General features: G+C 61.5%; 30 protein-coding genes. 4 read left to right on the forward strand and 26 right to left on the reverse strand.

The genetic code is table 11. The annotated features are described in order from the left end of the window. Positions 1-4: 4 nt before the first annotated feature. The 13 genes from AK2_RS01410 to AK2_RS01470 all read right to left on the reverse strand — a co-directional run bounded on the left by AK2_RS01410 (position 5) and on the right by AK2_RS01470 (position 9092). Positions 5-685, reverse strand: coding sequence for a response regulator (locus AK2_RS01410; protein ID WP_067930362.1), 681 nt, complete (start codon positions 683-685; stop codon positions 5-7). Between the two features lie 104 nt (positions 686-789). Further along, entirely contained in the window at positions 790-1242 is a 453-nt protein-coding gene (locus AK2_RS01415) for a hypothetical protein (RefSeq protein ID WP_067930363.1), read from the reverse strand. After that, positions 1242-2621 (reverse strand): replicative DNA helicase, encoded by a 1380-nt coding sequence (gene dnaB, locus AK2_RS01420; RefSeq protein WP_067930367.1) that lies wholly within the window; start codon positions 2619-2621, stop codon positions 1242-1244. Before dnaB ends, AK2_RS01415 begins: the two co-directional genes overlap by 1 nt. A 24-nt stretch (positions 2622-2645) precedes the next feature. After that, positions 2646-3092, reverse strand: coding sequence for a 50S ribosomal protein L9 (rplI, locus tag AK2_RS01425; RefSeq protein WP_067930370.1), 447 nt, complete (start codon positions 3090-3092; stop codon positions 2646-2648). Positions 3093-3160: 68 nt separating this feature from the next. Continuing rightward, the gene (locus AK2_RS01430; RefSeq protein WP_067930373.1) at positions 3161-4066 is read right to left on the reverse strand and encodes a DUF2232 domain-containing protein; all 906 of its coding nucleotides are present in this window, start codon (positions 4064-4066) and stop codon (positions 3161-3163) included. Between the two features lie 4 nt (positions 4067-4070). After that, positions 4071-4367 (reverse strand): MazG-like family protein, encoded by a 297-nt coding sequence (locus tag AK2_RS01435; protein ID WP_067930375.1) that lies wholly within the window; start codon positions 4365-4367, stop codon positions 4071-4073. A gap of 180 nt (positions 4368-4547) precedes the next feature. Further along, complete coding sequence (gene rpsR / locus AK2_RS01440) at positions 4548-4778, reverse strand: 30S ribosomal protein S18 (RefSeq protein WP_067930378.1); 231 nt, start codon at positions 4776-4778, stop codon at positions 4548-4550. Between the two features lie 60 nt (positions 4779-4838). Continuing rightward, positions 4839-5306: a single-stranded DNA-binding protein gene (locus tag AK2_RS01445; RefSeq protein WP_067930382.1), complete on the reverse strand. Its 468-nt coding sequence runs from the start codon at positions 5304-5306 to the stop codon at positions 4839-4841. A gap of 20 nt (positions 5307-5326) precedes the next feature. Continuing rightward, entirely contained in the window at positions 5327-5614 is a 288-nt protein-coding gene (gene rpsF / locus AK2_RS01450; protein WP_067930387.1) for a 30S ribosomal protein S6, read from the reverse strand. Positions 5615-5780: 166 nt separating this feature from the next. Beyond that, on the reverse strand, positions 5781-6881 hold the full coding sequence (gene ychF, locus AK2_RS01455) for a redox-regulated ATPase YchF (RefSeq protein WP_067930389.1): 1101 nt from the start codon (positions 6879-6881) through the stop codon (positions 5781-5783). Positions 6882-7316: 435 nt separating this feature from the next. Further along, the gene (locus AK2_RS01460) at positions 7317-7520 is read right to left on the reverse strand and encodes a DUF951 domain-containing protein (protein WP_067930391.1); all 204 of its coding nucleotides are present in this window, start codon (positions 7518-7520) and stop codon (positions 7317-7319) included. Between the two features lies 1 nt (position 7521). Then, positions 7522-8457, reverse strand: a complete 936-nt coding sequence (locus AK2_RS01465; RefSeq protein ID WP_157076173.1) for a mechanosensitive ion channel family protein — start codon at positions 8455-8457, stop codon at positions 7522-7524. A 44-nt stretch (positions 8458-8501) separates the two neighbouring features. Further along, positions 8502-9092, reverse strand: a complete 591-nt coding sequence (locus AK2_RS01470) for a hypothetical protein (protein ID WP_067930398.1) — start codon at positions 9090-9092, stop codon at positions 8502-8504. Between the two features lie 149 nt (positions 9093-9241). Here AK2_RS01470 and yyaC point away from each other — a divergent pair, with 149 nt between their 5' ends. After that, complete coding sequence (yyaC, locus tag AK2_RS01475) at positions 9242-9877, forward strand: spore protease YyaC (RefSeq protein WP_067930400.1); 636 nt, start codon at positions 9242-9244, stop codon at positions 9875-9877. Between the two features lie 43 nt (positions 9878-9920). On the opposite strand, the gene AK2_RS01480 is transcribed toward yyaC, so the two are convergent. From AK2_RS01480 to AK2_RS01535, 13 genes are all read right to left on the reverse strand, one after another. After that, entirely contained in the window at positions 9921-10421 is a 501-nt protein-coding gene (locus AK2_RS01480) for a DUF4446 family protein (RefSeq protein WP_067930403.1), read from the reverse strand. A 153-nt stretch (positions 10422-10574) separates the two neighbouring features. Further along, a complete protein-coding gene (locus tag AK2_RS01485) occupies positions 10575-11432 on the reverse strand; it encodes a ParB/RepB/Spo0J family partition protein (RefSeq protein WP_067930408.1) in 858 nt (285 codons plus the stop codon). Continuing rightward, positions 11425-12192 (reverse strand): ParA family protein, encoded by a 768-nt coding sequence (locus AK2_RS01490; RefSeq protein WP_067930411.1) that lies wholly within the window; start codon positions 12190-12192, stop codon positions 11425-11427. The genes AK2_RS01485 and AK2_RS01490 overlap by 8 nt, the downstream gene beginning before the upstream one ends. 256 nt (positions 12193-12448) lie before the next feature. After that, positions 12449-13306 carry a nucleoid occlusion protein gene (noc, locus tag AK2_RS01495; protein WP_067930415.1) on the reverse strand — a complete coding sequence of 286 codons (858 nt, stop codon included), beginning with the start codon at positions 13304-13306 and terminating at the stop codon, positions 12449-12451. A 154-nt stretch (positions 13307-13460) separates the two neighbouring features. Continuing rightward, complete coding sequence (gene rsmG / locus AK2_RS01500) at positions 13461-14171, reverse strand: 16S rRNA (guanine(527)-N(7))-methyltransferase RsmG (RefSeq protein WP_067930419.1); 711 nt, start codon at positions 14169-14171, stop codon at positions 13461-13463. Next, positions 14164-16053, reverse strand: coding sequence for a tRNA uridine-5-carboxymethylaminomethyl(34) synthesis enzyme MnmG (gene mnmG, locus AK2_RS01505; protein WP_067930422.1), 1890 nt, complete (start codon positions 16051-16053; stop codon positions 14164-14166). Before mnmG ends, rsmG begins: the two co-directional genes overlap by 8 nt. A 22-nt stretch (positions 16054-16075) precedes the next feature. Continuing rightward, the gene (gene mnmE, locus AK2_RS01510; protein ID WP_067930425.1) at positions 16076-17449 is read right to left on the reverse strand and encodes a tRNA uridine-5-carboxymethylaminomethyl(34) synthesis GTPase MnmE; all 1374 of its coding nucleotides are present in this window, start codon (positions 17447-17449) and stop codon (positions 16076-16078) included. Positions 17450-17557: 108 nt separating this feature from the next. Then, entirely contained in the window at positions 17558-18286 is a 729-nt protein-coding gene (locus AK2_RS01515; protein ID WP_067930430.1) for a Jag family protein, read from the reverse strand. A gap of 34 nt (positions 18287-18320) precedes the next feature. Continuing rightward, positions 18321-19250: a YidC/Oxa1 family membrane protein insertase gene (locus AK2_RS01520; protein WP_067930433.1), complete on the reverse strand. Its 930-nt coding sequence runs from the start codon at positions 19248-19250 to the stop codon at positions 18321-18323. Between the two features lie 12 nt (positions 19251-19262). After that, positions 19263-19481, reverse strand: a complete 219-nt coding sequence (gene yidD / locus AK2_RS16310) for a membrane protein insertion efficiency factor YidD (RefSeq protein ID WP_083520725.1) — start codon at positions 19479-19481, stop codon at positions 19263-19265. Positions 19482-19512: 31 nt separating this feature from the next. After that, complete coding sequence (gene rnpA, locus AK2_RS01525) at positions 19513-19851, reverse strand: ribonuclease P protein component (protein WP_067930438.1); 339 nt, start codon at positions 19849-19851, stop codon at positions 19513-19515. A gap of 93 nt (positions 19852-19944) precedes the next feature. Continuing rightward, positions 19945-20079: a 50S ribosomal protein L34 gene (gene rpmH, locus AK2_RS01530; RefSeq protein WP_026962695.1), complete on the reverse strand. Its 135-nt coding sequence runs from the start codon at positions 20077-20079 to the stop codon at positions 19945-19947. A gap of 63 nt (positions 20080-20142) precedes the next feature. Beyond that, positions 20143-21039: a LysR family transcriptional regulator gene (locus tag AK2_RS01535; protein ID WP_067930441.1), complete on the reverse strand. Its 897-nt coding sequence runs from the start codon at positions 21037-21039 to the stop codon at positions 20143-20145. Between the two features lie 191 nt (positions 21040-21230). Between AK2_RS01535 and AK2_RS01540 the strand changes: the two genes are divergently transcribed. The 3 genes from AK2_RS01540 to dnaA all read left to right on the forward strand — a co-directional run bounded on the left by AK2_RS01540 (position 21231) and on the right by dnaA (position 24226). Beyond that, complete coding sequence (locus tag AK2_RS01540) at positions 21231-21722, forward strand: CidA/LrgA family protein (protein WP_083520726.1); 492 nt, start codon at positions 21231-21233, stop codon at positions 21720-21722. Then, entirely contained in the window at positions 21719-22396 is a 678-nt protein-coding gene (locus tag AK2_RS01545; RefSeq protein WP_083520727.1) for an LrgB family protein, read from the forward strand. The genes AK2_RS01540 and AK2_RS01545 overlap by 4 nt, the downstream gene beginning before the upstream one ends. 447 nt (positions 22397-22843) lie before the next feature. Continuing rightward, the gene (dnaA, locus tag AK2_RS01550) at positions 22844-24226 is read left to right on the forward strand and encodes a chromosomal replication initiator protein DnaA (protein ID WP_067930444.1); all 1383 of its coding nucleotides are present in this window, start codon (positions 22844-22846) and stop codon (positions 24224-24226) included. Positions 24227-24446 lie beyond the last annotated feature (220 nt).

Raw genomic sequence — 24446 nt, forward strand, 5'->3', positions numbered from 1 at the left:
GCGCTTACCTCCGCGCGTAATAGCCGACGCCACGACGGGTCAACACATACTCGGGGTGGCTTGGGTCCTGCTCCAGTTTCTCGCGCAGCCGGCGCACCGTCACGTCGACCGTGCGCTCGTCCCCCGCGTAATCAGATCCCCACACCTCGGAGAGCAACTGGTCGCGCGTGAAGACCACGCCCGGCCGGGCGGCCAGCACGGCCAGCAGTTCAAATTCGCGGTGTGTCAACGGAATCAGCTCATCCCCGCGGCGCACCTGGTACTGCTCCAAATCGATGAGCACGTCGCCCAGCGCCAGCTGTTCCCCCGCCTGCGCGCCCTGGTGCCAGTGGCGGCGCAGGTTCGCCTTCACGCGCGCCAAGAGTTCCCGCGTGCTGAACGGCTTGGTCACGTAGTCGTCGGCCCCGATTTCCAGGCCGACCACCTTGTCCAGCTCCGAGTCCCGCGCCGTCAGCATGATGATGGGCACCATGCTGAATTGGCGCACCTCCTTGCAGACCTCAAAGCCGTCCTTCTCCGGAAGCATCAGGTCCAGCAACATCAGGTCGGGATTGTGGAGCTTCGCCTTCTCCACGGCGTCCACGCCATCGTAGCTGACCACCACCTCATGGCCTTCGCGCTCCAGCGAGAACTTGAGGATGTTCGCAATCGGCTCTTCGTCTTCCACGACCAGGATGAGCGCCACGCGGATGAGCCTCCTTTCCCGAACGTCAACTCGCCCCGGCTCCGCACCGCCGCCAAGCATGATTGCCGACCCGTGATTGCCGACCCGCCGGCGGAGATTATCGCTCACACGGGCCCGTTCGATCCGTCGGTGTACCACGCCCATACCAGGTCCGGATGTTCGACAATGGCCCGAAACGGGCCCAGATTGGCAAGCAGCAGCTCCGTGTCGGAAACCGAGCCGGCCACATCGGTCTCCTTCATGTAATCCTCCAAATCGAAGGTGGGCGGCCCAAACCACCACGGCTTGAGCGTCACATAGGCCGTGACGCGGCTGAGCGGCCCCGTCCTGAGCCCCGGCGGCACGTGGTACACGTACGCAAACCGCGCCCAGAACGTCAGCGTCAAGAGCACCACGCAGACAAACAGGGCGTTCGTCCAAAAGCGGGTAGTCCGCAGCGCTCGCAGCCAGCGAACCCGCCAGCGTCGGCGGCGTCTGCGCCGGCGTTGGCGCCGCCGTTTGCGCCGCAACTGCTCCTGGCGCGCCTTGCGGGTCAACAAAGGCAATGATTCGTCCATCAGTCCGTGTGTACTTTCTCCAGGTTGACAAATTTATTATAGTTTTTCAGAAACACCAGTTCGACTTTGCCGGTGGGGCCGTTGCGCTGCTTGGCAATCAATACCTCGACGATATTTTTGCGCTCGGACTCTGGATCATAATAATCGTCCCGGTACAGAAAGGCGACGATGTCGGCGTCTTGCTCGATGCTGCCCGATTCCCGGATGTCCGAGAGCATCGGCCGCTTGTCCTGCCGCTGCTCAACGGATCGGCTCAGCTGGGCGAGCGCCATCACCGGCACCTCCAGCTCCCGCGCCAGCTGCTTGAGCGAGCGGGAGATCTCGGAGATCTCCTGCTGCCGGTTGTCGCTGTTCGTGCGCCGACCGCGGATGAGCTGCAGGTAGTCCACGGTCACAAGGCCGAGTCCAACCTGCGACTTCAGCCGCCTCAACTTGCTCCGCATCTCCGGCACCGTGATGCCCGGGGTGTCGTCGATGTAAATGGGCGATCCCGCCAGCGCGCTGACACCCATCGACAACTTCGGCCAATCGTCGTCCTCCAAGGTGCCGTTGCGCAGCTTGTGACCGTCAATGTACGCCTCGGCGCACAACATCCGCTGCACCAGTTGCTCCTTGGACATTTCAAGGCTGAAAATCGCCACCGGCAGCCCTGCCCGCACCGCCACATTCTGGGACACGTTGAGTGCGAAGGCGGTCTTTCCGACCGAGGGGCGGGCCGCCAAGATGATCAGGTCCGACTTTTGCAATCCGCTCGTCATCCGGTCCAGCTCGCTGTACCCGGTGGGAACGCCGGTCAGCTTGCCTTCGCTGGCGTACAACTGTTCAATGCGCTCAAACGTCGCCTCGAGGACGTCGCTGATATGGGTGAAATCGCGCACGCGGCGGTTTTGCGACAACTCGAGGATGCGCCGCTCGGCGTCCGCCAAGACGCTGCCGGCGTCCTCCTCGGCCCGGTAGCTGGCCTCGGCGATCTCCTGCGCGGCCGCGATGATGCGCCTGAGCAGCGCCTTCTCGCGCACGATGTTGGCGTAATGGCCGACGTGCAGCACGGTCGGCATGGCGCCCGCCAACTCGGCCAGGTACTCGACGCCGCCCACGCTCTCCAGTCGGCCTTCCTGCGCCTGCAGGGCGGCTGTGGTGGTCACCACGTCCACCGGTTGCCCTTGTTCATACAGTTGCTGCATGGCCTCGAAGATCAACTGGTGAGAGCGCCGGTAAAAGTCGTCCGCCTGCAGCCACTCGACCGCTTCCGCGACCGCGTCGGCGGAGATTAACATGGCGCCGAGCACCGCCTGCTCGGCCTCGATGTGCTGCGGCGGCAGACGCAGCAGACTGTCTTCCGACTGGCCACTCTGAACAGGTGCTCCTACATCCGGCATGATGGCTCCCCTCGCACGCGCGGCCTACGCCTCGGCCTCGACGTGGACCACGATGGTGGCCGCGACTTCCGGATGCAGTTTCACTTCAACCCGCTGCGCGCCCAAGTGCTTAATCGGCTCCGAAAGGTGAATCTTTCGCTTGTCGACTTTGTATCCCATGGACGCCAGCGCCTGCGCGATGTGCTTCGACGTCACCGCCCCGAACAGGCGCCCGCCTTCCCCCGCCTGCGTCCGAACGACCACTTTCCGTTCATTCAAGTCCGCCTGCAGCCGCTTTGCCGCCTCCAATTCCTGAGCCAGTCGTCTTTCTTCCGCCTGTTTGCGCGCGGCCAGCGCCTGCAACTCGGCCTCTGTCGCCTCGACGGCGAGTTTCTTTGGAAACAGGAAATTCCGTGCATAGCCTGGCGAGACTTCAATCACTTGACCCTTTTTCCCCTGAGCTTTCACGTCCTGCAGCAATATCACCTTCACAACAGAAAACCCCCTTCACATCCACCTTCCATTCTACCGTCCACAGCCGCAAAACACGATGGCAGAGGTTACACCTTGGGGCCGCGCGGCGATCTAAGGACGTCGAGGATGCCCACGAGCACGTAAAAATCGGATACCAACCGGACGGAGGCCAACAGCACCAGCAGGCTCAGCCAGAGCGCCCGCAGGCGGCCGCCCGCCATGCCCCGGGTCAGACAGACCAACCCTTGCACGCCGATGAAAAAACCGGCCAAAAACACCACGTTGCGCGCGAACTGCCCCATCAGCGGCAGGGATGAAAACACACCCAACAACACGCAGGCCAACGCCAACAAGTAGACAGTGACGACCGAGCGTGGCAGCCGCCAGTGAGCAAACCCTCCCTCAGCCGGACGCTGCCTCCTGAGCAGATAACGCGTGCAGCCCCAATAGACGACCACCAACAGAAAGGCCAGCACCACGAGCACCCCAGGCAGCATCACCTGCAGCCAGGCGATAGCCGCATCGACAAGCGCGCCGCCGCCCGCGCCGGGAATGCTCACCCCATGGCCGTTGTCCAACCAGCGCATCCACAGGCCGCGCAGCGACTCGAACAGGTCTGCCGTGCGCCCACCGAACGACGCCAGAATAGCGAGTTCCAGCATGAGCGTGCTCAGCGTCGCGTTGACCCAAGCCTTGTAGACACTGTCCCGCCGGCTCAGGGCCTCCCCCAGGATACACGCCAGCGAGATCATCCAAGCGACAAACAGAACCGCCAACCCTCTCAACCCGGACACCAGCAAAGCCAGCCCGGCTAAAACCGCCACCACGACGGCCGGGCCGGGCGAAGCGAGACAGTACACCATCGTTATCGGGATAGGGAACAGCCAACCGCTCCAAGCAGAGCCCACTTGGGTGAGGCTCAGGGCAACCAACCCGACAAACCAGACTCCCGCCCAGACGTACTCGCGGGTCATGCTGTCGTGCCGGTTCATGCTCTCACCTCTTCACGTCAAAATGGCGGCGCACTGCGTCCAGCTCCGCCAATTCGGACGTGCTGCCCGTCGCGCTGCGCGGGAGTTGGCGCACGACCTCTTGGTCCATTTTGTCCGGAGGGATGCCTACCTGTTGGCCAATCAGATACGCCGTGCCAACCAGGCCGGCCAGCGCCTGGGAGTACGTGCGCTCGTCCCCCGTCTGAAGTCCTTCGAATAAATCGGTGACGTGACGCAGCACCTCTATCTTCGCGGATTCGATGGAGCGAATTCGACGGGCGATGTGCATATGGGGTTCCATTCTCGCCACGCACACCCTCCTTCCGGCTCTGTACCCTAACGGCTGCAATCCGTGTTTTACTTCCACCCGATGCAGAGGAAATCCTGCCAGACAAGCGCCGCGATTCCGACTGGGGTTGGCATAAAAAAGGGGAACGGCCTGCGTTCCCCTTGCATCGTTGCCTTTCGTCAACAACTGGTTTCATTCGGTTGTGTACGGCAGCAACGCCACCTGGCGTGCCCGCTTAATCGCCACCGTCACCTGGCGCTGATGGCGCGCACAGTTGCCGGTTATCCGCCGCGGCAGGATCTTTCCGCGCTCTGTCAAGAACTTCTGCAGACGCGCGACATCCTTGTAGTCCGCTTGGTCAATTTTGTCCACACAAAACTGACACACCTTGCGCCGTTTGCCACCACGACCTCTACGCGGCATTCGTCTTCACCCCCGTCTGCGACCGCAGCCCGCTTCGGGCCGACTGATCAGATTTCCGCCTCAAAACGGCAGGTCATCATCCGAAATGTCTATCATCTCACTGTCATCGGCAAACGGATCGTCGTCGAAGCTGGGTGTACGCTGAGCTGCTGGACGATTCCCCATGGCCGCTGCGGCCGCCGGCCGGTTGGGCATGGCCGCCGTATCCATTCCGCGATCCAAAAAGCGCACGCTCTCCGCCACCACTTCGGCCACGCGCACACGCTGCCCTTCCCGGTTCTCATAGCTGCGGATCTGCAGACGGCCATCCACCGCCGCCAACCTGCCCTTGTGCAGGTATTGCGCGCAGATCTCCGCCTGCTTCTGCCACACGACGATGTTGATGAAGTCCGTCTCGCGCTCCCCGTTCTGGTTGTTGCGCATCCTGTCCACAGCCAGTGTGAAGGAAGCCACCGCGGTGCCGTTGTTGGTGTAGCGCAGCTCGGGATCCGCCGTCAGACGACCAATCAGAATCACCCGATTCAGCATACCTACCCCTCCACTTGGATCTATTCGCCCAAGCGCACGGTGAGGTATCGAAGCACAGCGTCCTCGATTCTCAGCACGCGCTCCAGCTCCTTGGAGACACTCGTGTCCGCTGTGTAGCGCATGAGCACGTAGTAACCCTCACGGTACTTCTTGATCTCGTACGCCAGGCGGCGCTTGCCGATTTCCTGCAACTCGTCAATCTGGCCGCCGCGTTCGGTGACAAGGGCCTGGTATTTAGATACCAGCTCCGACGTCTGCTCCGGCTCAAGGTCAGGGATCAGCACGTACATGGTCTCATACTGGCGCATGCGAGTCACCTCCTTCTGGACATCGGCCCTGCATCCGTGTGCAGAGCAAGGATAGGCCGTCATTCATGTGGACGTGCCAAGAATTCATTCTACTACGGCCACGCTACGAACACAAGACAAAACCCACTCGAATTCCAAATGTTCCATTTCTAACAAGAGGATTCCATCAAACGTTGAAGCGAAAGTGCATCACGTCTCCGTCCTGCACCACATAATCCTTGCCTTCCAAGCGAAGCTTGCCTGCGTCGCGCGCCGCCGCGAAGGAGCCAGCCTGCACCAAGTCCGCGTAGGCGACGACTTCCGCGCGAATGAACCCTTTTTCAAAGTCGGAGTGAATCACACCGGCTGCCTGCGGCGCCCGCGTGCCCTGTCGGATGGTCCAAGCGCGCACCTCCGGCTCCCCAGCCGTAAAATATGTGATCAACCCCAACAGGTGATAGGACGCGCGGATGAGCCGGTCCAAGCCCGCTTCCGCAAGCCCCAGGTCGGCCAAGAAGGCGCGTCGGTCCTCCCCCTCCAACTCGGCAACCTCGGCCTCCAACTGCGCACAAACGGGGACCACTTCGGCTCCTTCCGCCTCCGCCCGCTCCCGCACTGTCCGTACGTGGGGATGGGTCTCGGCTTCGGTCAACTCGTCCTCGCCCAGATTGGCCACGTACAGGACCGGCTTTGCGGTCAGGAGGTGCAAGTCGCGCAACAGCGGCGCCTCTTCTTCGGACAAGGGGCAAGTCCGGGCCGGCTGACCGGCCTCCAGGTGCTGCCCCAGCCGCTCCAGGGCCGCCGCCTCCAGCACATACCGCTTGTCGCCGCTCTTTTGGTTCTTGCGCGCCCGCTCCAGGCGCCGGGTGACCGTCTCCAGGTCAGCAAGAATCAGTTCCAGGTTAATGACATCCATGTCCCGAGCCGGGTCCACTTTGCCGCTGACGTGCGTGATGTCCCCATTTTCGAAACAGCGCACCACGTGAACAATCGCGTCCACCTCGCGGATGTGGCCAAGGAACTTGTTTCCCAGGCCTTCCCCGCGGCTGGCCCCGGCCACAAGGCCCGCGATGTCCACAAACTCGAACGTCGTGGGCACAATCCGGCGTGGATGCACCACGTCCGCCAGCCCCTGCAGCCGGGAATCCGGCACCTCGACTACGCCGACGTTCGGATCGATGGTGCAAAACGGATAGTTGGCCGCATCCGCGCCCGCATTGGTAATCGCGTTGAACAGCGTCGATTTGCCGACGTTCGGCAGACCGACAATCCCTGCGCGAAGTGGCATTTCCACACCTCTTTCCATCAGTCCGCTTGGCTCATTATAGGAAATGTAGCCATGGGACACAATAACGCCGGGTACAAATCCAGTTGCTATGGTGCGAACGTGCAAGCGGATCGGAGATGGACGGATTCAGTCCCATGAGACCGCGTGTCACACCTGTTGATGCCGATAGCCAGTGGCGTCGATTTTGGCTATGATGGAGACTAGACGTTCGTGCATGAGGAGGTGTCGGTATGTTGAAGCGGCTTATGCGCAGATTGAAAGGCCGCCGATTGGTTGTGCGTGGGTTGGCCGCAGAAATGCGTCAGCCGGCCTCAAAGCGCGAATTCACGACTTGCGCCTGAACCTGCGGGCGAGGCGCGAAGCGCCCCAGGGCGGGGGCGCAGCTCTGTCATTACCGGTCTCATGTTATGTGGAGCCCGCGAGCAGGGGCTCCTTTCATTCTGCCTGCTCGCCTTTGGTCGCCAGCACGCGGCGGAAGACCCGGTCAAACCGCGCCCTGGGAATCAACACGCTGTGACCGCACTTCTCACACTTGACGCGAATGTCCATTCCCATGCGGATGATGCGCCAGCGGTTCTCGCCGCAGGCGTGCGGCTTTTTCAGTTGTACGACGTCCTCCAGCCCGTACTCGGCGCTCATCTCATCCTTCCCTCCCCAGCACACCCTCACGCTGCTCGCTGCCTTGCAGCGTGACCACGGATCTCTGAGCAGGCATGTCAATCCCTGCCTCGGCAAGGGCCTGCGCCGCCCTCTGCAGAGCCAGTCTCTGCACGCCAAAATGGGTGTACGGCGCACATTCGGCGGTGGCGCGAATGAGGATCTGTTGCGCGTCGAGGCTCTGCACCCCAGCAACCGCCACTGGGCCCACCACATCCTGACTCTCATCCTCCACCCGCCGCATCACATCCTCCAACACGGCCAGCGCGCGTTCGAGGTCCGACATGCGGGAAATACCAATGTCCACAACAGCGATGCTGTTATGACGCGAGTGGTTCGTCACCTGCTGGATGAGTCCGTTCGGGACGATTTCCAATTCCCCCGTCCACACCCGAATATGAGTCAGCCGCAGCCCCATCTGGACCACCTCGCCGGTGATGCCATTGATGGTCACATAATCCCCCACCGCGTATTGATCTTCAAACAGGATGAAAAAGCCCGTCAGGATGTCCTTGATCAGGCTCTGCGCGCCAAAACCAACGGCCAGACCCGCAATCCCGGCCCCAGCCAAAAGGGCTCCGACGTGAAAGTTGAAAGTCTCGAGGGCGCACAATATCCAGACGAAATACAGGGTGTAGCGGAGAACGTTCTGCATCAACGAGTGCATCGTGCTCTTCCGACGCTCGTCCATCCGCACCGCACGAGAATCGAGCACCCGATTCAGCACCCGCGAGAGGATGCGATTGGCCAGTTTCATTACGAAAAACAGGATGACAACTTCGACAATGTGGGTGACAATGTTCAGAGGCGGCTTGAAGAATTCCCCACCATGCTGCTGAAGATACGTATTGACTCGGGTTGCCAAGGCCGAGGACGCGCCTGCCACCAGTTCAACCTCCACATGCGGTTGTTCTCGCACCGACAGATTCCCTGTCTACTATAGCACATCCGAGTGCGGCACGTTCAGCCGCGGCGCAGGGCCTCGCAGACAGCAGCCGCCGCGTGCACTCCGAGCGACCCGGAGGCATGCGCGGCGAGGAACGAAAAGGGCCGCAGGAAGCTCAAGTCAGCCATTGTCACAGCGCTCAGAAACGCGCAGTACATGCCGCATCCGGCGCCTACCAACAAGGTCGCCAGCGACCAGCCATGGAACCGTCCTTTCGCATCTGGTGCACGCCGGTACACGTCCAGCAGATACGACATGATGACAAACATCAGAAACACAGCCAGCGTGATGGCTGTCGAGAACAGCCCACGCAACAGCGAGACCGCCAGCCACTGCCCTGGGGGATTGTAAACGGTCACCGCACGAGTCGGCAGAAACGCGGACAACACAGCCACGGAGTTGGGTGGCGCCGCCACCTGCTGAACCATCCAGGCGAAAACACGACTGTCGGGCGGCACCAGAACCCCAGCCAACCAGTCGTCGGTTTGTGCCGCCACATATCCGGCCACCACCATCCCGCCGGCACACAGGAACGCCCGCGTGCGCCCGCGGCAGCCGAAAAAGACACTACACCACGCAATTTCCAGGAACAAGACGAGATCCACCACGTGTGTCCTGCATCCCCTTCGTCGCCGATTGTCGAGCAGCCTGAATGAGATCCCTCGCCAGGCTATGCCCGTGGGGTCCATGCCCTGCTAGGTATAGTTGAGATTACGTCGACGTATACTGGGATTATTCCAGCCGAGGGGGATTTGATGTGGACCACAACTCGAATCCCGATCCTGGTTTTGGCCAGTTGTTTCGGGTGGCGTACGACGATGAGCAAGCGGCAGAGCGACTCTGCTGCGTGTTGGACAAGGTGTTCGCCACAGCAGAGGATCGCCCCATTGTCCTCGTCTGCGTGGGTACAGACCGATCCACAGGGGATGCGTTCGGGCCGATTGTGGGATCGCGGTTGCAGGCGTCCGTCGACATGCCGAATGTGACCATCTACGGCACGCTGGATGAGCCGGTCCACGCCGTCAATCTAAGCGACGTGTTGAACCGAATTCACTGCCACCATCAGGACGATCCGTTGATCATCGCCATCGACGCCTGCCTGGGCAAGTTCGAGCATGTAGGCCACATCATCCTGGAGCGCGGTCCGCTCCGACCAGGCGCAGGCGTCAAAAAGACGCTGCCCGAATTTGGTGCCTACACCCTCACAGGTGTGGTCAATGTCTCCGGTTTTATGGAGTATTTTGTTTTGCAGAACACGCGGCTGGGGATTGTCATGCGGATGTGCGACGTGGTCGTTGAAGCTGTGCGGAGAAGTCTCGCTCGCTTGGCGTCAAGACGCCAGATCACCGTCTGGATGCGACGCACGTACAGCGAGACGAACATGGTGCCATGAATTCAAGCGCCCGCCGGCTGTCCTGCGGCGGGCTCCACGCTTTTTACCGATGCACGCTCAACTCGCGGCCTTCTATGGCCATCTGCTCCTCCTCGGTGAGCGGATACGAGGAAGTCCCCGCCTGCACCGGCTTGGCGTAAACCCGGGATTCGTCGCGTCCATAGATGGACGACAACACGACCCCGTTGCGGTCATCGTCAAGCAAGGCCAGCGAAAAGCTCAAATCACTGCCTACATCCGCAAAGGCGTTGAAACGAACCAGCCGCGCGGTCGACAGTTTGCCGGCCAAAGCCTGGCGCAGAGCCCGGTTTTCCTCCGACAGGCGGTCCACCTCCTGCCGCATGCGTTTCACCGCCTCGAGAGTCTGTTCATAGACTGCATCCAAGTCGGCACTAGAGTGAATCGACTTCCACTTTTGAAACCTTCGCCGCAGACCAGACAGGCGGGCCAGCGCGACGATGGAGACAGTGATGGCCGCAATCGCCAGCACGCCGACCGCACCTGCATAGAGCTCGGCTTCCGTCAATGTAAGCCCGTTCAACAAACCCGTTTTCTCCTCTCTCCCACCGGATGAGTCCACAGTATACAATGTTCGATTCGAAAGTCGCTAGAAAACCTATGCGGTCAGATGAAAACGAGACGGGGAACGAAGATCAATGACCGTCGCCGCGCCCGCGTGGGCCGCCACCGTCTCGCTTCAGGATTCACCTTCCGCTCCGACCAAGCTGAGGATTCGTTCGAGGTCCTCGTCCGAAAAATAGTCGATCTCGATTTTCCCCCGCTTCTTGCCCGGTCGTATGCGCACAGAGGTGCCCAGCCGAACGCGGAACTGTTCTTCGTACCGCTTATAATGGCTTGGCAGCGGCTTTTTATTTCTTGTTTCACGTGAAACAGTGGGACGGTACACGAGCGTTTCCAAAGTCCGCACGCTCAAATCTTCCGCCACCACCCGGCGGGCCAGTTCCACCTGCCGCTTCTCATCGGGTACAGCTAACAATGCCCGGGCGTGTCCCATCGACAATGTTCCACGTGAAACCAACTCCCGCACCTCCTCGGGAAGCTGCAACAAGCGCAGCATGTTGGCGACGTGAGAACGGCTCTGGCCAACCCGCTTGGCCAATTGTTCCTGCGTCAAATGACATTTCTCAATCAGGTTGGCGTACGCCTCCGAAATCTCAATCGCGTTCAGGTCCTCCCGCTGCAAATTCTCAATGACCGCTATCTCCATCAGCTGCACATCGGTAAACTCGCGCACCACCGCGGGCACGTCCGTCAGCCCTGCCATCTGAGCGGCCCGGAACCGCCGTTCCCCAGCCACAATGTCGTAACCGCGGATGCGGCTGCGGCGAACGATCAACGGCTGAATGATCCCGTGCTCGCGAATGGACTGGGCCAACTCGCCCAACTTATCCTCGTCGAACACCCTGCGCGGCTGGTACGGGTTCGGCCTCAGGTCCCGGATCGCGACCGTTGACACCTGGTCCTGTTCCGAGATGTTCAGCTCTGGGAGCAGCGCCCCCAACCCCTTCCCCAAACCCTTCTGCTGCTTAGTCAATGCCAATCACTTCCCTTGCCAGGTCCATGTACGTCTCCGCGCCACGGGATTTGGCGTCGTAATGAATGATAGGCCGGCCGTGGCTCGGAGCCTCGCTCAGACGGACGTTGCGCGGGATGACTGTATGATAAACCTTGTCGCGAAAGTATTTTTTGACGTCTTCAATCACCTGGATCCCCAGATTGGTACGTGCATCAAGCATGGTGAGCAACACCCCTTCCACTTCCAGTGACGTGTTCAGGTGTTTCTGCACGAGCCGGATGGTGTTCAACAGCTGACTCAGCCCCTCCAGCGCGTAATACTCGCACTGGATGGGAATGAGCACTGAATCCGCTGCCGTCAGCGCATTGACGGTCAACAGTCCCAGCGAAGGCGGACAATCAATGATGATGTAATCGTACTCCTTGCGCAGCGGCTGCACCGCCCTCCGCAGCCGCACCTCCCGGGATATGGTGGGCACCAATTCGATTTCGGCGCCCGCCAACTGAATGGTGGCCGGCAGCACGGACAGATTCGGCACGTCGCTGCGCAGGATGGCCCGCTCCACAGGCACATCGTTGATAATGACATCATACACACAATAATGAACGTCCGCTTTATTCACACCGATGCCGGAGGTCGAGTTGCCCTGTGGGTCAATGTCGACCAACAACACCCGCTTCCCCAAATCAGCCATGCAAGCCGTTAGATTCACCGCGGTCGTCGTTTTACCGACGCCGCCTTTTTGATTCGCAACTGCAATGATCCGCCCGCTGGCCACAAAGCGCCCTCCTCATTCGCGATTCCCGACGACATCGCTGCTACCATTCATTCTACTTCAAATCCAACCTGCTTGATCGCCGAATCTCACAATCTCTGGCTTCACCTATATTATTTCTAGGTGCATCTCCAACAGAAACATGGGGGACACCACCCCGCCCGCGCCAGCTCCGGAAGAAACACAAAAAAAAAAGCAGGCTGGTCACCCTTGCCCGCACGCATCCTGGCATCCTTGTGCATCCACCCAGCCACGGCGCCTATCCGTCGGACGAGGACGGCCTGTTTGCCGGTGTTCCCTTCGGCACCTTGATGATGAACTGATAGAAGTCCGTGTCGTCCTGCTCCTCGCACACCACCGACAGCCCCGACTTCTCTATCATGCTCAGGGACTGGCGAATGGTGTTGACCGCCAATCGCACATCCTTGGACAGACCGCGCCGACGCGGGCGCCGCACCGGAGCGTGCTCAAGACGGGCAAGCGTCTGCCGCACCCGTTCCTCCATCTGTTTGACATTCCAACCCCGTTCTACGCACTCCTCAAACAGCTTTACCTGCCACTCCTCCGAAGGCAGGGCCAACAGCGCCCGCGCGTGCCGCTCGGTGATCTGGCGACGCCGCAGCGCCTCTTGCACCACCTCCGGCAGGTGAAGCAGACGCAGCTTGTTGGCGATGGTGGACTGGCCCTTGCCCAGCCGTTGCGCCAAGCTCTCTTGCGTCAATCCATGCAGTTCAAGCAGCTGTTGATAGGCGACGGCTTCCTCAATCGGAGTCAACCCTTCCCGCTGCAGGTTCTCAATCAACGCTGCCGAAGCGGTCTGGGCGTCATTCATCTCCTTGACAATGGCCGGGACAGTCGTCCAACCCAGCATCCGCGCGGCCCGCAGCCGCCGTTCGCCGGCGATCAGCTCGTAACGGCCGTTGTGCCGCCGCACCACCAGCGGCTGAATCAACCCATGGGTCTGGATGGTGCGGGCCAGCTCGGAGATACTCTCTTCATCAAACACGGTGCGCGGTTGGAACGGATTGGAGACTATCTCATCGACACCTATCTGCACCACCGCAGTGCTGGTTGATTCATCCTTTGTGCCTAACCATCTTCCCCATGTTTCCCTCATGCGCAACCCCTCTATCCGTCACGGCGGCTCCCCGCCGCACCTGCAGAAGTCGCCCCACACCAGTGTCTCTACCACCATTTCCACGGCCGCAGCCAAATTCCTGCCCCTCGACAAAGGTTGCCGGCAAGCGCCAGCATCCGACACTCCATACCCCTCAGAGCGGCCGCCGTTGGGGTGTTCCCGCCTTGCGCGGATAGGAGGGCGCCACCTGGCCCAACACGCGCACCAGCACCAGCGCCCGTTCCCCTGCCCCTTCCGGCAGCTCGGCGCGCACCACGCGCTCCACCTTCGCCGCGAGTTTTCCCGCCGCTCGCCGCCCATCGGCCAGCTCCTCGTCCACCTGCGGCCCTTTGTACGCCACCACCAGGCCACCTCGGCGGGCCAAGGGGACCGTCAGCTCCAGCAACACGTTCAACCGAGCCACCGCTCGCGACACCACCACGTCAAAGCGCTGACGCCACGCACGCGCGCGCGCCAGGTCTTCAACCCGCCCGTGCACCACCTCGACGTTGGACAACCCCAGCTCGTCCACCACCACCTGCAGGAATTTCGTCCGCTTCTGCAGCGCGTCCATCAGAACCACCCTCGCCTGCGGCCGGCAAATTGCCAGCGGCAGCCCCGGAAAACCCGCCCCGGTGCCCACGTCGGCGATGTTCCCCGCGCCCATGAGCGCCTCCGAAAACTCCGGCACACCCAAAACGGCGAGACTGTCCCAGAAGTGCTTGACGTATACCTCCGCCTCTTCCGTCACCGCCGTCAGGTTCATCCTTTCGTTCCACTCGGCCAGCAGCTCAAAATAGCGGGCAAACGCCGCTCGCTGCGCCTGTGACCACTGCGCCTCCAAGCGCATCCGCGCGTCAGTCATTGACAGCCTTGCCCCGCGCCTGCTGCAGATGCACCAGCAGGATGGAAATGTCGGCCGGAGTCACCCCAGGAATCCGCGCCGCCTGCCCAACCGTCATCGGGCGCACCTGCATCAATTTCTCCCGGCCCTCCGACGACAACCCGCGCACCGCCTCGTAGTTCAGTGAGGATGGGATTGACTTTTCTTCCAGACGCTTCAGGCGTTCGATGTCCTGCAGCTGCTTTTGAATGTACCCGCTGTATTTGACCTGGATTTCGACCTGCTCCCGCACCTCTTGCGGCAGCCGGGGCGTCTGTGCCTCTCCTTCCATCTGCTCGATGTGGGCGTACTCGACCTCCGGCCGGCGCAACAGCTGCTCCAAGCTCACCGCGTCCGCAATTGGGCGCGATCCGGCCGCGGCCAGAACGGGGTTGGCCACCTCCGGCCGCACCCGCGTGTTTGCCAGCCGTTCCAACTCCGCCGCCACCGCCCGCTTTTTCTCCATCATCCGCTCATACTTCTCCGGCGCCAATAGCCCCGCCTGCCGCCCAATCTCCATCAATCGCAAATCGGCATTGTCGTGACGCAGCAGCAGCCGGTATTCGGCGCGTGAGGTGAGCAGACGGTACGGCTCTTTGGTACCCTTGGTCACCAGATCGTCAATCATCACGCCGATGTACGCGTCAGACCTCGCCAGCACAATCGGCGCCTCGCCCTGCGCTTTGCGGGCCGCGTTGATGCCCGCCACAATTCCCTGCCCGGCCGCTTCCTCGTAGCCCGACGTGCCGTTCAGTTGGCCGGCGGTGAACAATCCCTCCACCAATTTGGATTCCAGTGTCGGCCACAATTGGGTCGGGACGATGACATCGTATTCAATGGCGTAACCGGGCCGCAGCATCTCCACCTGCTCCAGCCCCGGAATCGTCCGCAGCACCCGCAGCTGCACATCCTCCGGCAGACTGGTGGACAGGCCTTGCACATACCACTCCGCAGTATCCGGCCCTTCCGGCTCGAGGAATATCTGGTGGCTCGGACGGTCGCGAAAACGCACCACCTTGTCTTCAATCGACGGGCAATACCGTGGGCCTGTGCCCTTGATCTCCCCAGAATACATCGGTGCCCGGTCCAGGTTCTCAAGGATGATGGAATGGGAGTACTCGTTGGTGTACGTCAACCAACACGACACCTGCGGTCGCTCCGGGACATCCACGTCGAAGGAGAAGTGACCCGGGTGTTCGTCCCCAGGCTGCTCCTCTAAGGCGTCGAAACGGATGGAATTGCGATTGATGCGCGGCGGCGTGCCGGTCTTGAAACGGACCAGCTCAAATCCGATGTCCAGCAGGCTGTCGGTGAGCTTGACTGCCGGCATCTGCCCATACGGGCCGCTGTCATACGAGACCTCGCCGATGAACACCCGGCCCCGCAGGTAAGTGCCGGTGGTCAGCACCACCGCCTTGGCGCGGTACTCGGCGCCGGTCTTGGTCACCACCGCGTACACCCGGTCCCCTTTGGTCAGCAGTTCTTCGACCATTCCCTGCTTCAGGTCAAGGTTCGCTTGATTCTCCAACTTATGTTTCATCAACGCTCCGTACAGGCGTTTGTCCGCTTGCGCCCGCAGCGCCTGCACCGCCGGCCCTTTGCCGGTGTTGAGCATCCGCATCTGGATGTAAGTGTGGTCGATGTTGCGCGCCATCTCCCCGCCCAAGGCGTCGATTTCGCGCACCACGATGCCCTTGGCCGGGCCGCCGATGGACGGATTGCACGGCATGTACGCTATCGTGTCCAGGTTGATGGTCAACAGCAGCGTCCGGCACCCCATCCGCGCCGCCGCCAACGCCGCCTCGCACCCGGCGTGCCCGGCGCCGACAACAATCACCTCGTATTCACCCGCGAAATAGCGCATTCAATCACCCCTTCCACTGGCCTCACTTGCCGAGGCAAAACTGGGAAAAGATCTCGTCCAGCAGTTCCTCGCCGACCTCTTCGCCAATCACCAACCCGAGCTCTGCGTAGGCCGCTTGCAGCTGCACTGCCACAACATCCAGCGTCGCCCCCATCCGGGCCGCGTCTACCGCCGCCTGCAGCTCCTCCCGGGCGGACCGCAAAAGCCGCGACTGGCGTTCGTTGGTCATGTAGGTCAAGTCCTCGGCGCTGCCCCAACCGGCCGCTTCAGCCATCGCCTCCGCCAAATCCGCCATGCCTTGCAGCTCGCGCGCCGACACCTTCACCACACGGCCGCCGGCCACCGCCTGAGCCACCTCGTCAGGATGGATGCAAAGCGGCAGATCGGCCTTGTTCAAGACCACGATGCGGCGCAATCCGGCCGTCTCCGCCAGCAGTTGCCTGTCCGCCTCCGTCAACGGCTCCGAGGCGTCCAGAACCAACAGCACCAACTCGGCTTCCTGGAGGCTTTGCCGCGACCTTTCCACGCCGATGCGCTCCACCACGTCCCCGGTCTCGCGGATGCCGGCCGTATCCAGGAGGCGAAACGGTATCCCGCGCACGTTCACGTAGTCCTCCAACACATCCCGCGTGGTGCCCGGAATGTCCGTGACGATGGCCCTTTCCCGTTGCAGGAGCGCGTTCATCAACGACGATTTGCCGACGTTCGGCCGGCCCACAATCGCGGTCGACAGCCCGTCGCGCAGCACCTGGCCCAAGCGGGATGCGGCCAACAGCTCATCCAGCTCGGCCAGGACCTGCTGCCCCGTCTCCCACACCTGTTGGGCCGCCACATCCTCCACGTCGTGCTCCGGGTAATCAATCGTCACTTCCACCTGCGCCTGCAGCCGCAGCAGCCGCTGCCGCAGGTCGCGCACTTTGTCGCCCAACCGGCCACGCACCTGCTGCAAAGCGGATCTGGAGGCGCGCTCCGTCTTCGATCGGATGAGATCCATGACTGCCTCCGCCTGCGACAAGTCAATCCGCCCGTTCACAAACGCGCGGCGCGTAAACTCGCCAGGCTCGGCCAGGCGCGCTCCGGCGTCGAGGACGCACCCCAGCACACTCTGCACCAGGCGCATCCCGCCATGCACCTGAAGCTCCAGCACGTCTTCCGCCGTGTAACTCTTCGGTCCCGGCATCCACAAGATGATAGCCTCGTCCACCGTCTCCCCCGATTGGGGGTGGACCACCCGCCCGTAGACCAGGGCCTTCTCCCGCCACAGAACCTTCCGCCCGCTGGGCGTGCGCACAACGCCATCGGCAATGCGCCGCGCATCCGGCCCGCTCACGCGCACAATGCCAACCGCCGCCTCACCGGGAGCGGTGGCAATCGCGGCAATCGTATCCGTCTCCACAACCACACCCCCTCCGCAAGCCATCTACGAACAAAACCCTTCTCCCAGCACGAGAAGGGCCGCCTTTCCATTTATCCACACGCCGGCCGCTCATCGTCTGCGGCCGCGTCACTCTTTGGTCGCCGATGTCGAATCCGCCGCCGGCCATACCCGCGTCGGCAGTTTGAGCGGAATGACCACCACTTTCCGGTGCGGATCCTCCCCTTCACTGACCGTGCGCACGTCGCCCCGCCGCTGCAAGCGCGTGTGCACCAGCTTTCGCTCGGGCGCCGGCATCGGCCACAAAGACACGGGCTGGCGTGTCCGCAGCGCCTTGGCCGCGGCCCTGTCCGCCGCCTGCAAGAGCTGTTCCTGACGCCGACGCCGGTAGCCGCCTGCATCGAGGACAAGCCTCACCCGCCGTTCGCTGCGTTGGTTCACTACCGCGTTGACCAGGGCCTGCAGCGCGTCCAACGTGCTGCCGTGGCGTCCAATCACCACGGGCAGGTCCCTCTCTGTGCAGACCAGCTCCAACTCGATGACCTCGTCCCGCCCCGGCCGATCACGCCAATCCCCGTGGCCTCCGGGTTTCCGGTCCCTGCCGCGGCGCACACGAGCGCTGCCCGATACGCCCATCTTCTCCAGAACCTCGGTGAGAAACTCCACCGCCTCTTCTTCCGGCGGCGAGGCCACTGTCACCTCCACCTCGGCATCGCGGGCGCCAAACCAACCAAACAAACCCCTTACCGGCTCTGCGAGAACCTTCACCCGCGCCTGTTCACGGGTGGCACCCAACCGCACCAACGCGGAAGCAATGGCGTCCTCCACCGTCCGCCCCGTCGCAATAACCCGCTTCATCGTCTGGAAATCCCCTCACAAAAATATATCCATCCTATCTCCGGTTTTTGCCGGTCTTCCCCGACTTTGCGGACTTTTTCTGCGTCTGCGGTTTCTTCTCGGTTGTCAATCCGCCTGGATTAGCGGCCTCCGCATCCCCGGCCTTCTTTTTCGCCTGCTTGGCCTTGGGCTGCTTTGTCTCTGGCGCCACCGCTCCCGCGCCGCCGGCCGTCGCCGCCGCGGGCTGGGACTTCGCCTGCGGCCTCACCCGCACAAAATACGCCTGCACCGCCGTAAACAGGTTGGTGTACACCCAGTACAGCGCCAGGCCGGAAGCAAAACGGGTGGCCATCAGGAAGATGAACACCGGCATCACAAACAGCATCCACTTCTGCTGCATGTCCTGCCCTATCATCATCACCCGCGACGACAAAAACGTTGTGACCGCTGCGACAAACGGCAAAATAAAGTAGTGGTCCGGCTGCCCCAGCTGAAAAATACCGAGGAACGTGCTGTGGCTCATGTTCACATTGCCTTCAATCGCCCCAAACAGCGCGTAGAGCACGGGCAGTTGCAGGACCATCGGCAAACACCCGGCCATCGGATTGACCCCCGCCTGCTGCCACAGCTTTTGCATCTCCTGTTGCATTTTCTGCGGGTCATTCCGGTACTTGTCCCGGATCTTCGCCATTTCGGGCTGCATCTGCTGCATCGCCTTGGAATAACGAAGCTGCTTGAGGAAAAACGGCATAATCAAGAGCCGCACCAATACCGTCAGAACCAGCAGCGCCAGGCCGTAGTCGCCGCCGAAAAACTGGGCGAAGATGTCCAGAAGGTGGGAGACGAATTGCAGGATGTCCCCCCACGCCCCCTGCGGCCACTTGCCCGGAGCGCTCGGGTACATGCCGCAGCCAGAGACCAGCAGCACGAGCAATCCGCTTGTCAACCACAGCCATTTACGATGCGAATGCGACGTTTGAGCCAACCACACGTCCTCCTATTTCCGTGTCGGAACTGGATCAATCCCGCCAGGATGCCACGGTCCGCATTTGGCCAGGCGAATGGCACACAACCAGCCGCCTCGAACCACCCCAAATCGGGCTATTGATTCTGCGCAGTACTCGGAACACGTTGGATAAAAACGGCAGCGCGCCGGCAACAATGGGGAGATCACGGCTTGGTAGCATCGAATCAGCGCAACCAACAACGTTTTCACTGGTTGGCAACCCCCAGCTTGTTCAGCCTCATCATACCATGAACTTGCCCTTGCGGAGCAACTTCGTCAATTCTTCGTTCAGTTCTTGGAATTTGGCGCCAGCAGCGGCAGGACGGCACACCACGACAAAGTCCACGCTCTGCCCCGCCAACTCTTCCTGGCGGAGTTGAAAGCACTCGCGCAAGAGGCGCTTGAGCCGGTTGCGTTCGACCGCCTTTCCGACCTTCTTGCTCACCGAAAAACCCACCCGGAATGTGCCCAGCCGGTTTGGACACCAGTATACCACCAGGCGGCGCGCCGCGGCAGAACGGCCACGGTTGAACACACGGCGAAAGTCGCGATTTTGTTTTAACCGATGCACCGCATCCACGCCACATCCGCCTCGCTTGGGCCGCCGGCGCTCCTCTCCTGCACCATCCGCCCGAAAGTCAGCTCGTCAACAAAAAAGGCCACCTCGGTGGCCTCATGCGGACAAAACCTTTCTTCCCTTGCGACGCCGAGCCGCCAGCACCTTGCGGCCATTTTTCGTGCTCATCCGCTTGCGGAACCCGTGCACCTTTTTGCGCTTGCGTACATTGGGATTGTAGGTCGGCTTCACCCAAGCCACCCCCTTTTGCAAAGACACACTGCGCAAAATTATACCGATGTGCATTCCCTTCTGTCAACCCAAGCGGTCCGTCCGTCCCACCGCCCGCGCCACCTCGATAAACGCGCGCACGCTCGGCGACTCGTCTCCCCGCCGCCACGCCAGCCCCATCGCCGCTCTGGGCGCCGGACCGGACAACTCCCGATAGATCACTTCGCGCGCGTGCAGGTTGCGAGCGGATCGGGGCACAAAGGCCACACCGAGACCCCCGGCCACCAGACCAATCACCGTCTGGAACTCCTTGGCCTCCTGCCGGATGGCCGGGCTGAAGCCGGCGTCGCGGCACAGCCCAATCACAGCGTCGTACAACCCCTCCCAGGTGCTGCGGGCCAAGGCCACCAGAGCGACGTCTTTCAGGTCGGACAGCCGGATGAGCGGCGCCTGCGCCAACGCGTGCTGGCGGGGCACCGCCAGCACGCAATCAGATTCCTGCACCACCTCCACCACCAGCCCCCGCGAGCCAAGCGGGGGCCGCACCAACCCAACGTCAATCACTCCGCGTGATAGCGCCTGTTCTTGATCAGGGGTGGACAACTCGAACAGGGATACCGCCACACCCGGATGCCGCGCGCTGTATTCGCGCAGGACCGCCGGCAGGATGTCGTACGTCGCCGAACCGACGAATCCCACCGACAACCGGCCAATCTCGCCACGCCCGGCGCGCCGCGCCGATTCCAGCGCGTGACGGGCCGCGGCAATCACCTTACGCGCCTCCTCTACCATCACCTGGCCAGCGGCCGTCAGCTCGACGCCACGGTGGCCGCGCAGGAAAAGCGGCGCCCCCACCTCCCGCTCCAACTGGCGGATCTGCTGGCTTAGCGGCGGTTGCGTCATGCACAGCCGCTGCGCCGCCCGGCCAAAGTGACGCTCCTCCGCAACGGCGAGGAAATATTCCAAGTGACGAAGTTCCACGCTGCATCCCCTGCAATCATTCGTAATTCGAATCAAAGTCACATCCATTATATATTGGACGAATGGTGGCAGCTGCGTTAGATTTTCCCGTGAAGCCGCCGTGTTTCCCGCTGGGCGGCGTTTTCATCATTCAACCAACATGCAACCGCGCTTGCACACGCAACATGCCGCCTTGAGGAGGGAAATCGCCTATGCGCATTGCACTGCGTGCGGCCACCATAGGTTTGCAGGTGGCCGCGCTGTGGGCCATCGACGGAGTCTCCAACCTGCTTGTCGCGTACCTGCACATTCCTCTGCCGGGCAGCATGGTCGGCTGCCTGCTGTTGTTTCTGTTGCTGTCCCTGCGCGTCGTCCGCCTGGCTTGGTTCGAACAGGGGGCCAATTGGCTGCTCGCCCAGCTCTTGTTGTTCTTCGTTCCATCGGCTGTCGGCGTTATCCAGTACCGGCATTTGGTCTGGGCGGATGGCTGGCGCTTGTTCGCGGTCATGGCCATCGGCACGCTGCTCGTGATGGGCCTGTCCGGTCTGATCGCCGAGCGCGTTCCCCACCCGGCCGGATTACCCGTTGCCGGATCTGCCGCCGAATCAATCCTGGCGGCGCGCTCCAATTCCTTGCGACGGTCCACCCCGCCCACAGAGACCGCTGCAAAGACTCCACCCGAAAAGGAAGGAAGGCAGCCATGACCGGAATCCTTTATCTCGCACTGACCGTCGCTCTGTATTTCCTGTGCCGGCGGCTCTATATGCGCTGGCCGCTGACCGTTCTGTCGCCGATGTTGACCTGCCCGGGCGCGCTCATCCTCATCCTGGTGACGGCGGGGGTGCCCTATCCCCGTTACATCGCGGGCGCCCACTGGTTGACAGCCTTTCTTCAGCCCGCGACCGTCGCTTTCGCAATCCCTTTGTATCGCCACCGACGGCTGCTCCTGCGCTGCGCCGCGCCCATCGCGTGCGCCCTCGCAGCCGGCAGCGTGAGCGCCATCTGGTCCTCCTTTGGCCTCGCCCAGGCGGCCCACCTCGGGCGCACGGTGGCCCTCAGTCTGGCGCCCAGGTCTGTCACGACTCCGATAGCCATGCAGATATCCCAGGCCATCGGCGGCAACCCGGTCCTGACTTCTGTATTCGTCCTTTGGACCGGCATCCTCGGGGCCACCGTCGGCCCGTGGCTGATTCGCATCCTGCGCATTCGCTCCCCCATCGGCCAGGGCATCCTGATGGGGATGGGCGCACACGGCATTGGCACCAACCGGGCGTTCGCTTTCGGTCTGGAAGCGGGCACCGCCTCCACCCTCGCCATGGTTCTCGCGGCTCTCCTCGGCGTGCTCCTCACCCCGCTTCTCCTACGCCTGTGGCCCTAATCCCGGTCCAGGCACGCCCCGCCCGGCCGTTTCGCAATCCCCTCTCCCCAGGCCCCCGTCTTATCCGCCTTATCCACAGAATTATCCACAACTCGCTATTTCGCCTATTTCGTTTTTCCCCCTCCATTCACAACCTGTCCACATCTTATCCACATCCCCACACCCTGTGCGGAAGACCCCGTGCATACTGTTCACCTTGTGGATAAGTTCTCGACCACGATTGCCTTTCCTCGACAAGCTCTGCTATAATCTGCGGTGCCACGCGTAGCGGACTTGTGTATAACTGAACTTTATCCACAAACTTATGCACACCCTGTGGATAAGTTTGTTCACACTAGCCAACCTGTTGACAAGTGGGCACCGAAATCCACAACCGCATGCTTCGCCTTTTCTCATTCCCACCGGTATTTCTCTTGGTCAATCCGCAAGGGGAGGTTTCTCGCGTCGATGAGTTCCGAGTACGATGCCCTCTTTTTCAATCGCGCCTGGGAGCACGTTCTGGAGCACATGCAGTCCACCATGAGCGGCCCCAGCTACGACACGTGGTTCGGCGAGACGCAGATCATCGACTACAACGAGGAAAAGAACCTCATCACGGTGCTCTGCCCAACTGAAATTTCCCGCAGCTGGCTGGAACAGCGTTACACCGCCCAGATTCACGACCTGCTGCTGGCCGCCACCGGTCAGGACTTCATGCTGCGCTTCACCACCAACCCGGATTTGCCAGCAATGGAAGCCCGCCAGAGGCAAACCATCCTACCTGCGGAGGAAGAAGAAGACACGTTTTCCAGCTCCGAACCCTCTCGCCTAAACCCGCGCTACACCTTTGAGACGTTTGTCATCGGAGCCAGCAACCGGTTTGCGCACGCCGCCTGCCTGGCCGTCGCTGAAGCGCCCGCAAACGCTTACAACCCGCTCTTCATCTACGGCGGTGTGGGTCTGGGTAAGACCCACCTGATGCACGCCATTGGCCACTTCGTGCAGCAGAACCACCCGCACGCCAAGGTGCTGTACATCACGTCGGAGCGGTTCACCAACGACTTCATCCACGCCATCCGCGACAACACAACCCGGGACTTTCGCAACCACTATCGCTCCATCGACGTCCTGTTGATTGACGATATTCAATTCCTGGCGAAGAAAGAAGGAATACAAGAAGAGTTCTTCCACACCTTCAACACCCTGCACGAAAACGGCAAACAGATTGTCATCTCCAGTGACCGGCCGCCCAAAGAGATTCAGACCCTGGAAGACCGGTTGCGCTCGCGTTTCGAGTGGGGCCTGCTGACGGACATCCAGACACCTGACCTGGAGACCCGCGTCGCCATCCTGCAGCGCAAAGCGAAAGCCGATGGCCTGCACATCTCGAGCGACGTGTACTACTACATCGCCACCCAGTTCGACTCCAACATCCGCGAGCTGGAGGGCGCCCTGATTCGGGTCATCGCGTACTCGTCGCTGGTCAATCAGGACATCACCGTCGAATTGGCAGAACAAGCGCTCAAGGACATGATCCGTCCGGACAAGCAGCGCACCATCACTGTCGCGCAGATCCAAAAGGTGGTTGGCGATCATTTCGGCCTCAAGGTCGATGAACTGAAAGCCAAGCGGCGCACCAAGAATGTCGTGCTGCCACGCCAGCTGGCCATGTACTTGGCGCGCGAGCTGACGGAACTGTCGCTGCCGCGCATCGGCGAGGAGTTCGGTGGCCGCGACCACACCACGGTGCTGCACGCCTGTGACCGTATCAGCCAAAGTCTTCAGCGGGATCCCAGTCTCCAGACCACGGTCAACCGGCTGGCGGAGGCCATTCGCACCCTGTGCGGATGATCAGCGGCGAATCCGTCGATGGTCTCTGCACAGGCAGCTTTTCCACATGTGGACAACCTCACACTTTACACCGTCATTTGTCCACATGTTATACACAGGCATTTTTCTTGCCAGAAAAGTATTTCATGCACTTATCCACATATTCACCGGAACTATTACGATTACTACTAGTGACTTGATCTACTCTATACACCTACTACCTACAGCGCCAAGTCACGCC

Origin of the sequence: Alicyclobacillus kakegawensis NBRC 103104 (assembly GCF_001552655.1) — a bacterium.
GTDB lineage: Bacteria > Bacillota > Bacilli > Alicyclobacillales > Alicyclobacillaceae > Alicyclobacillus_G > Alicyclobacillus_G kakegawensis.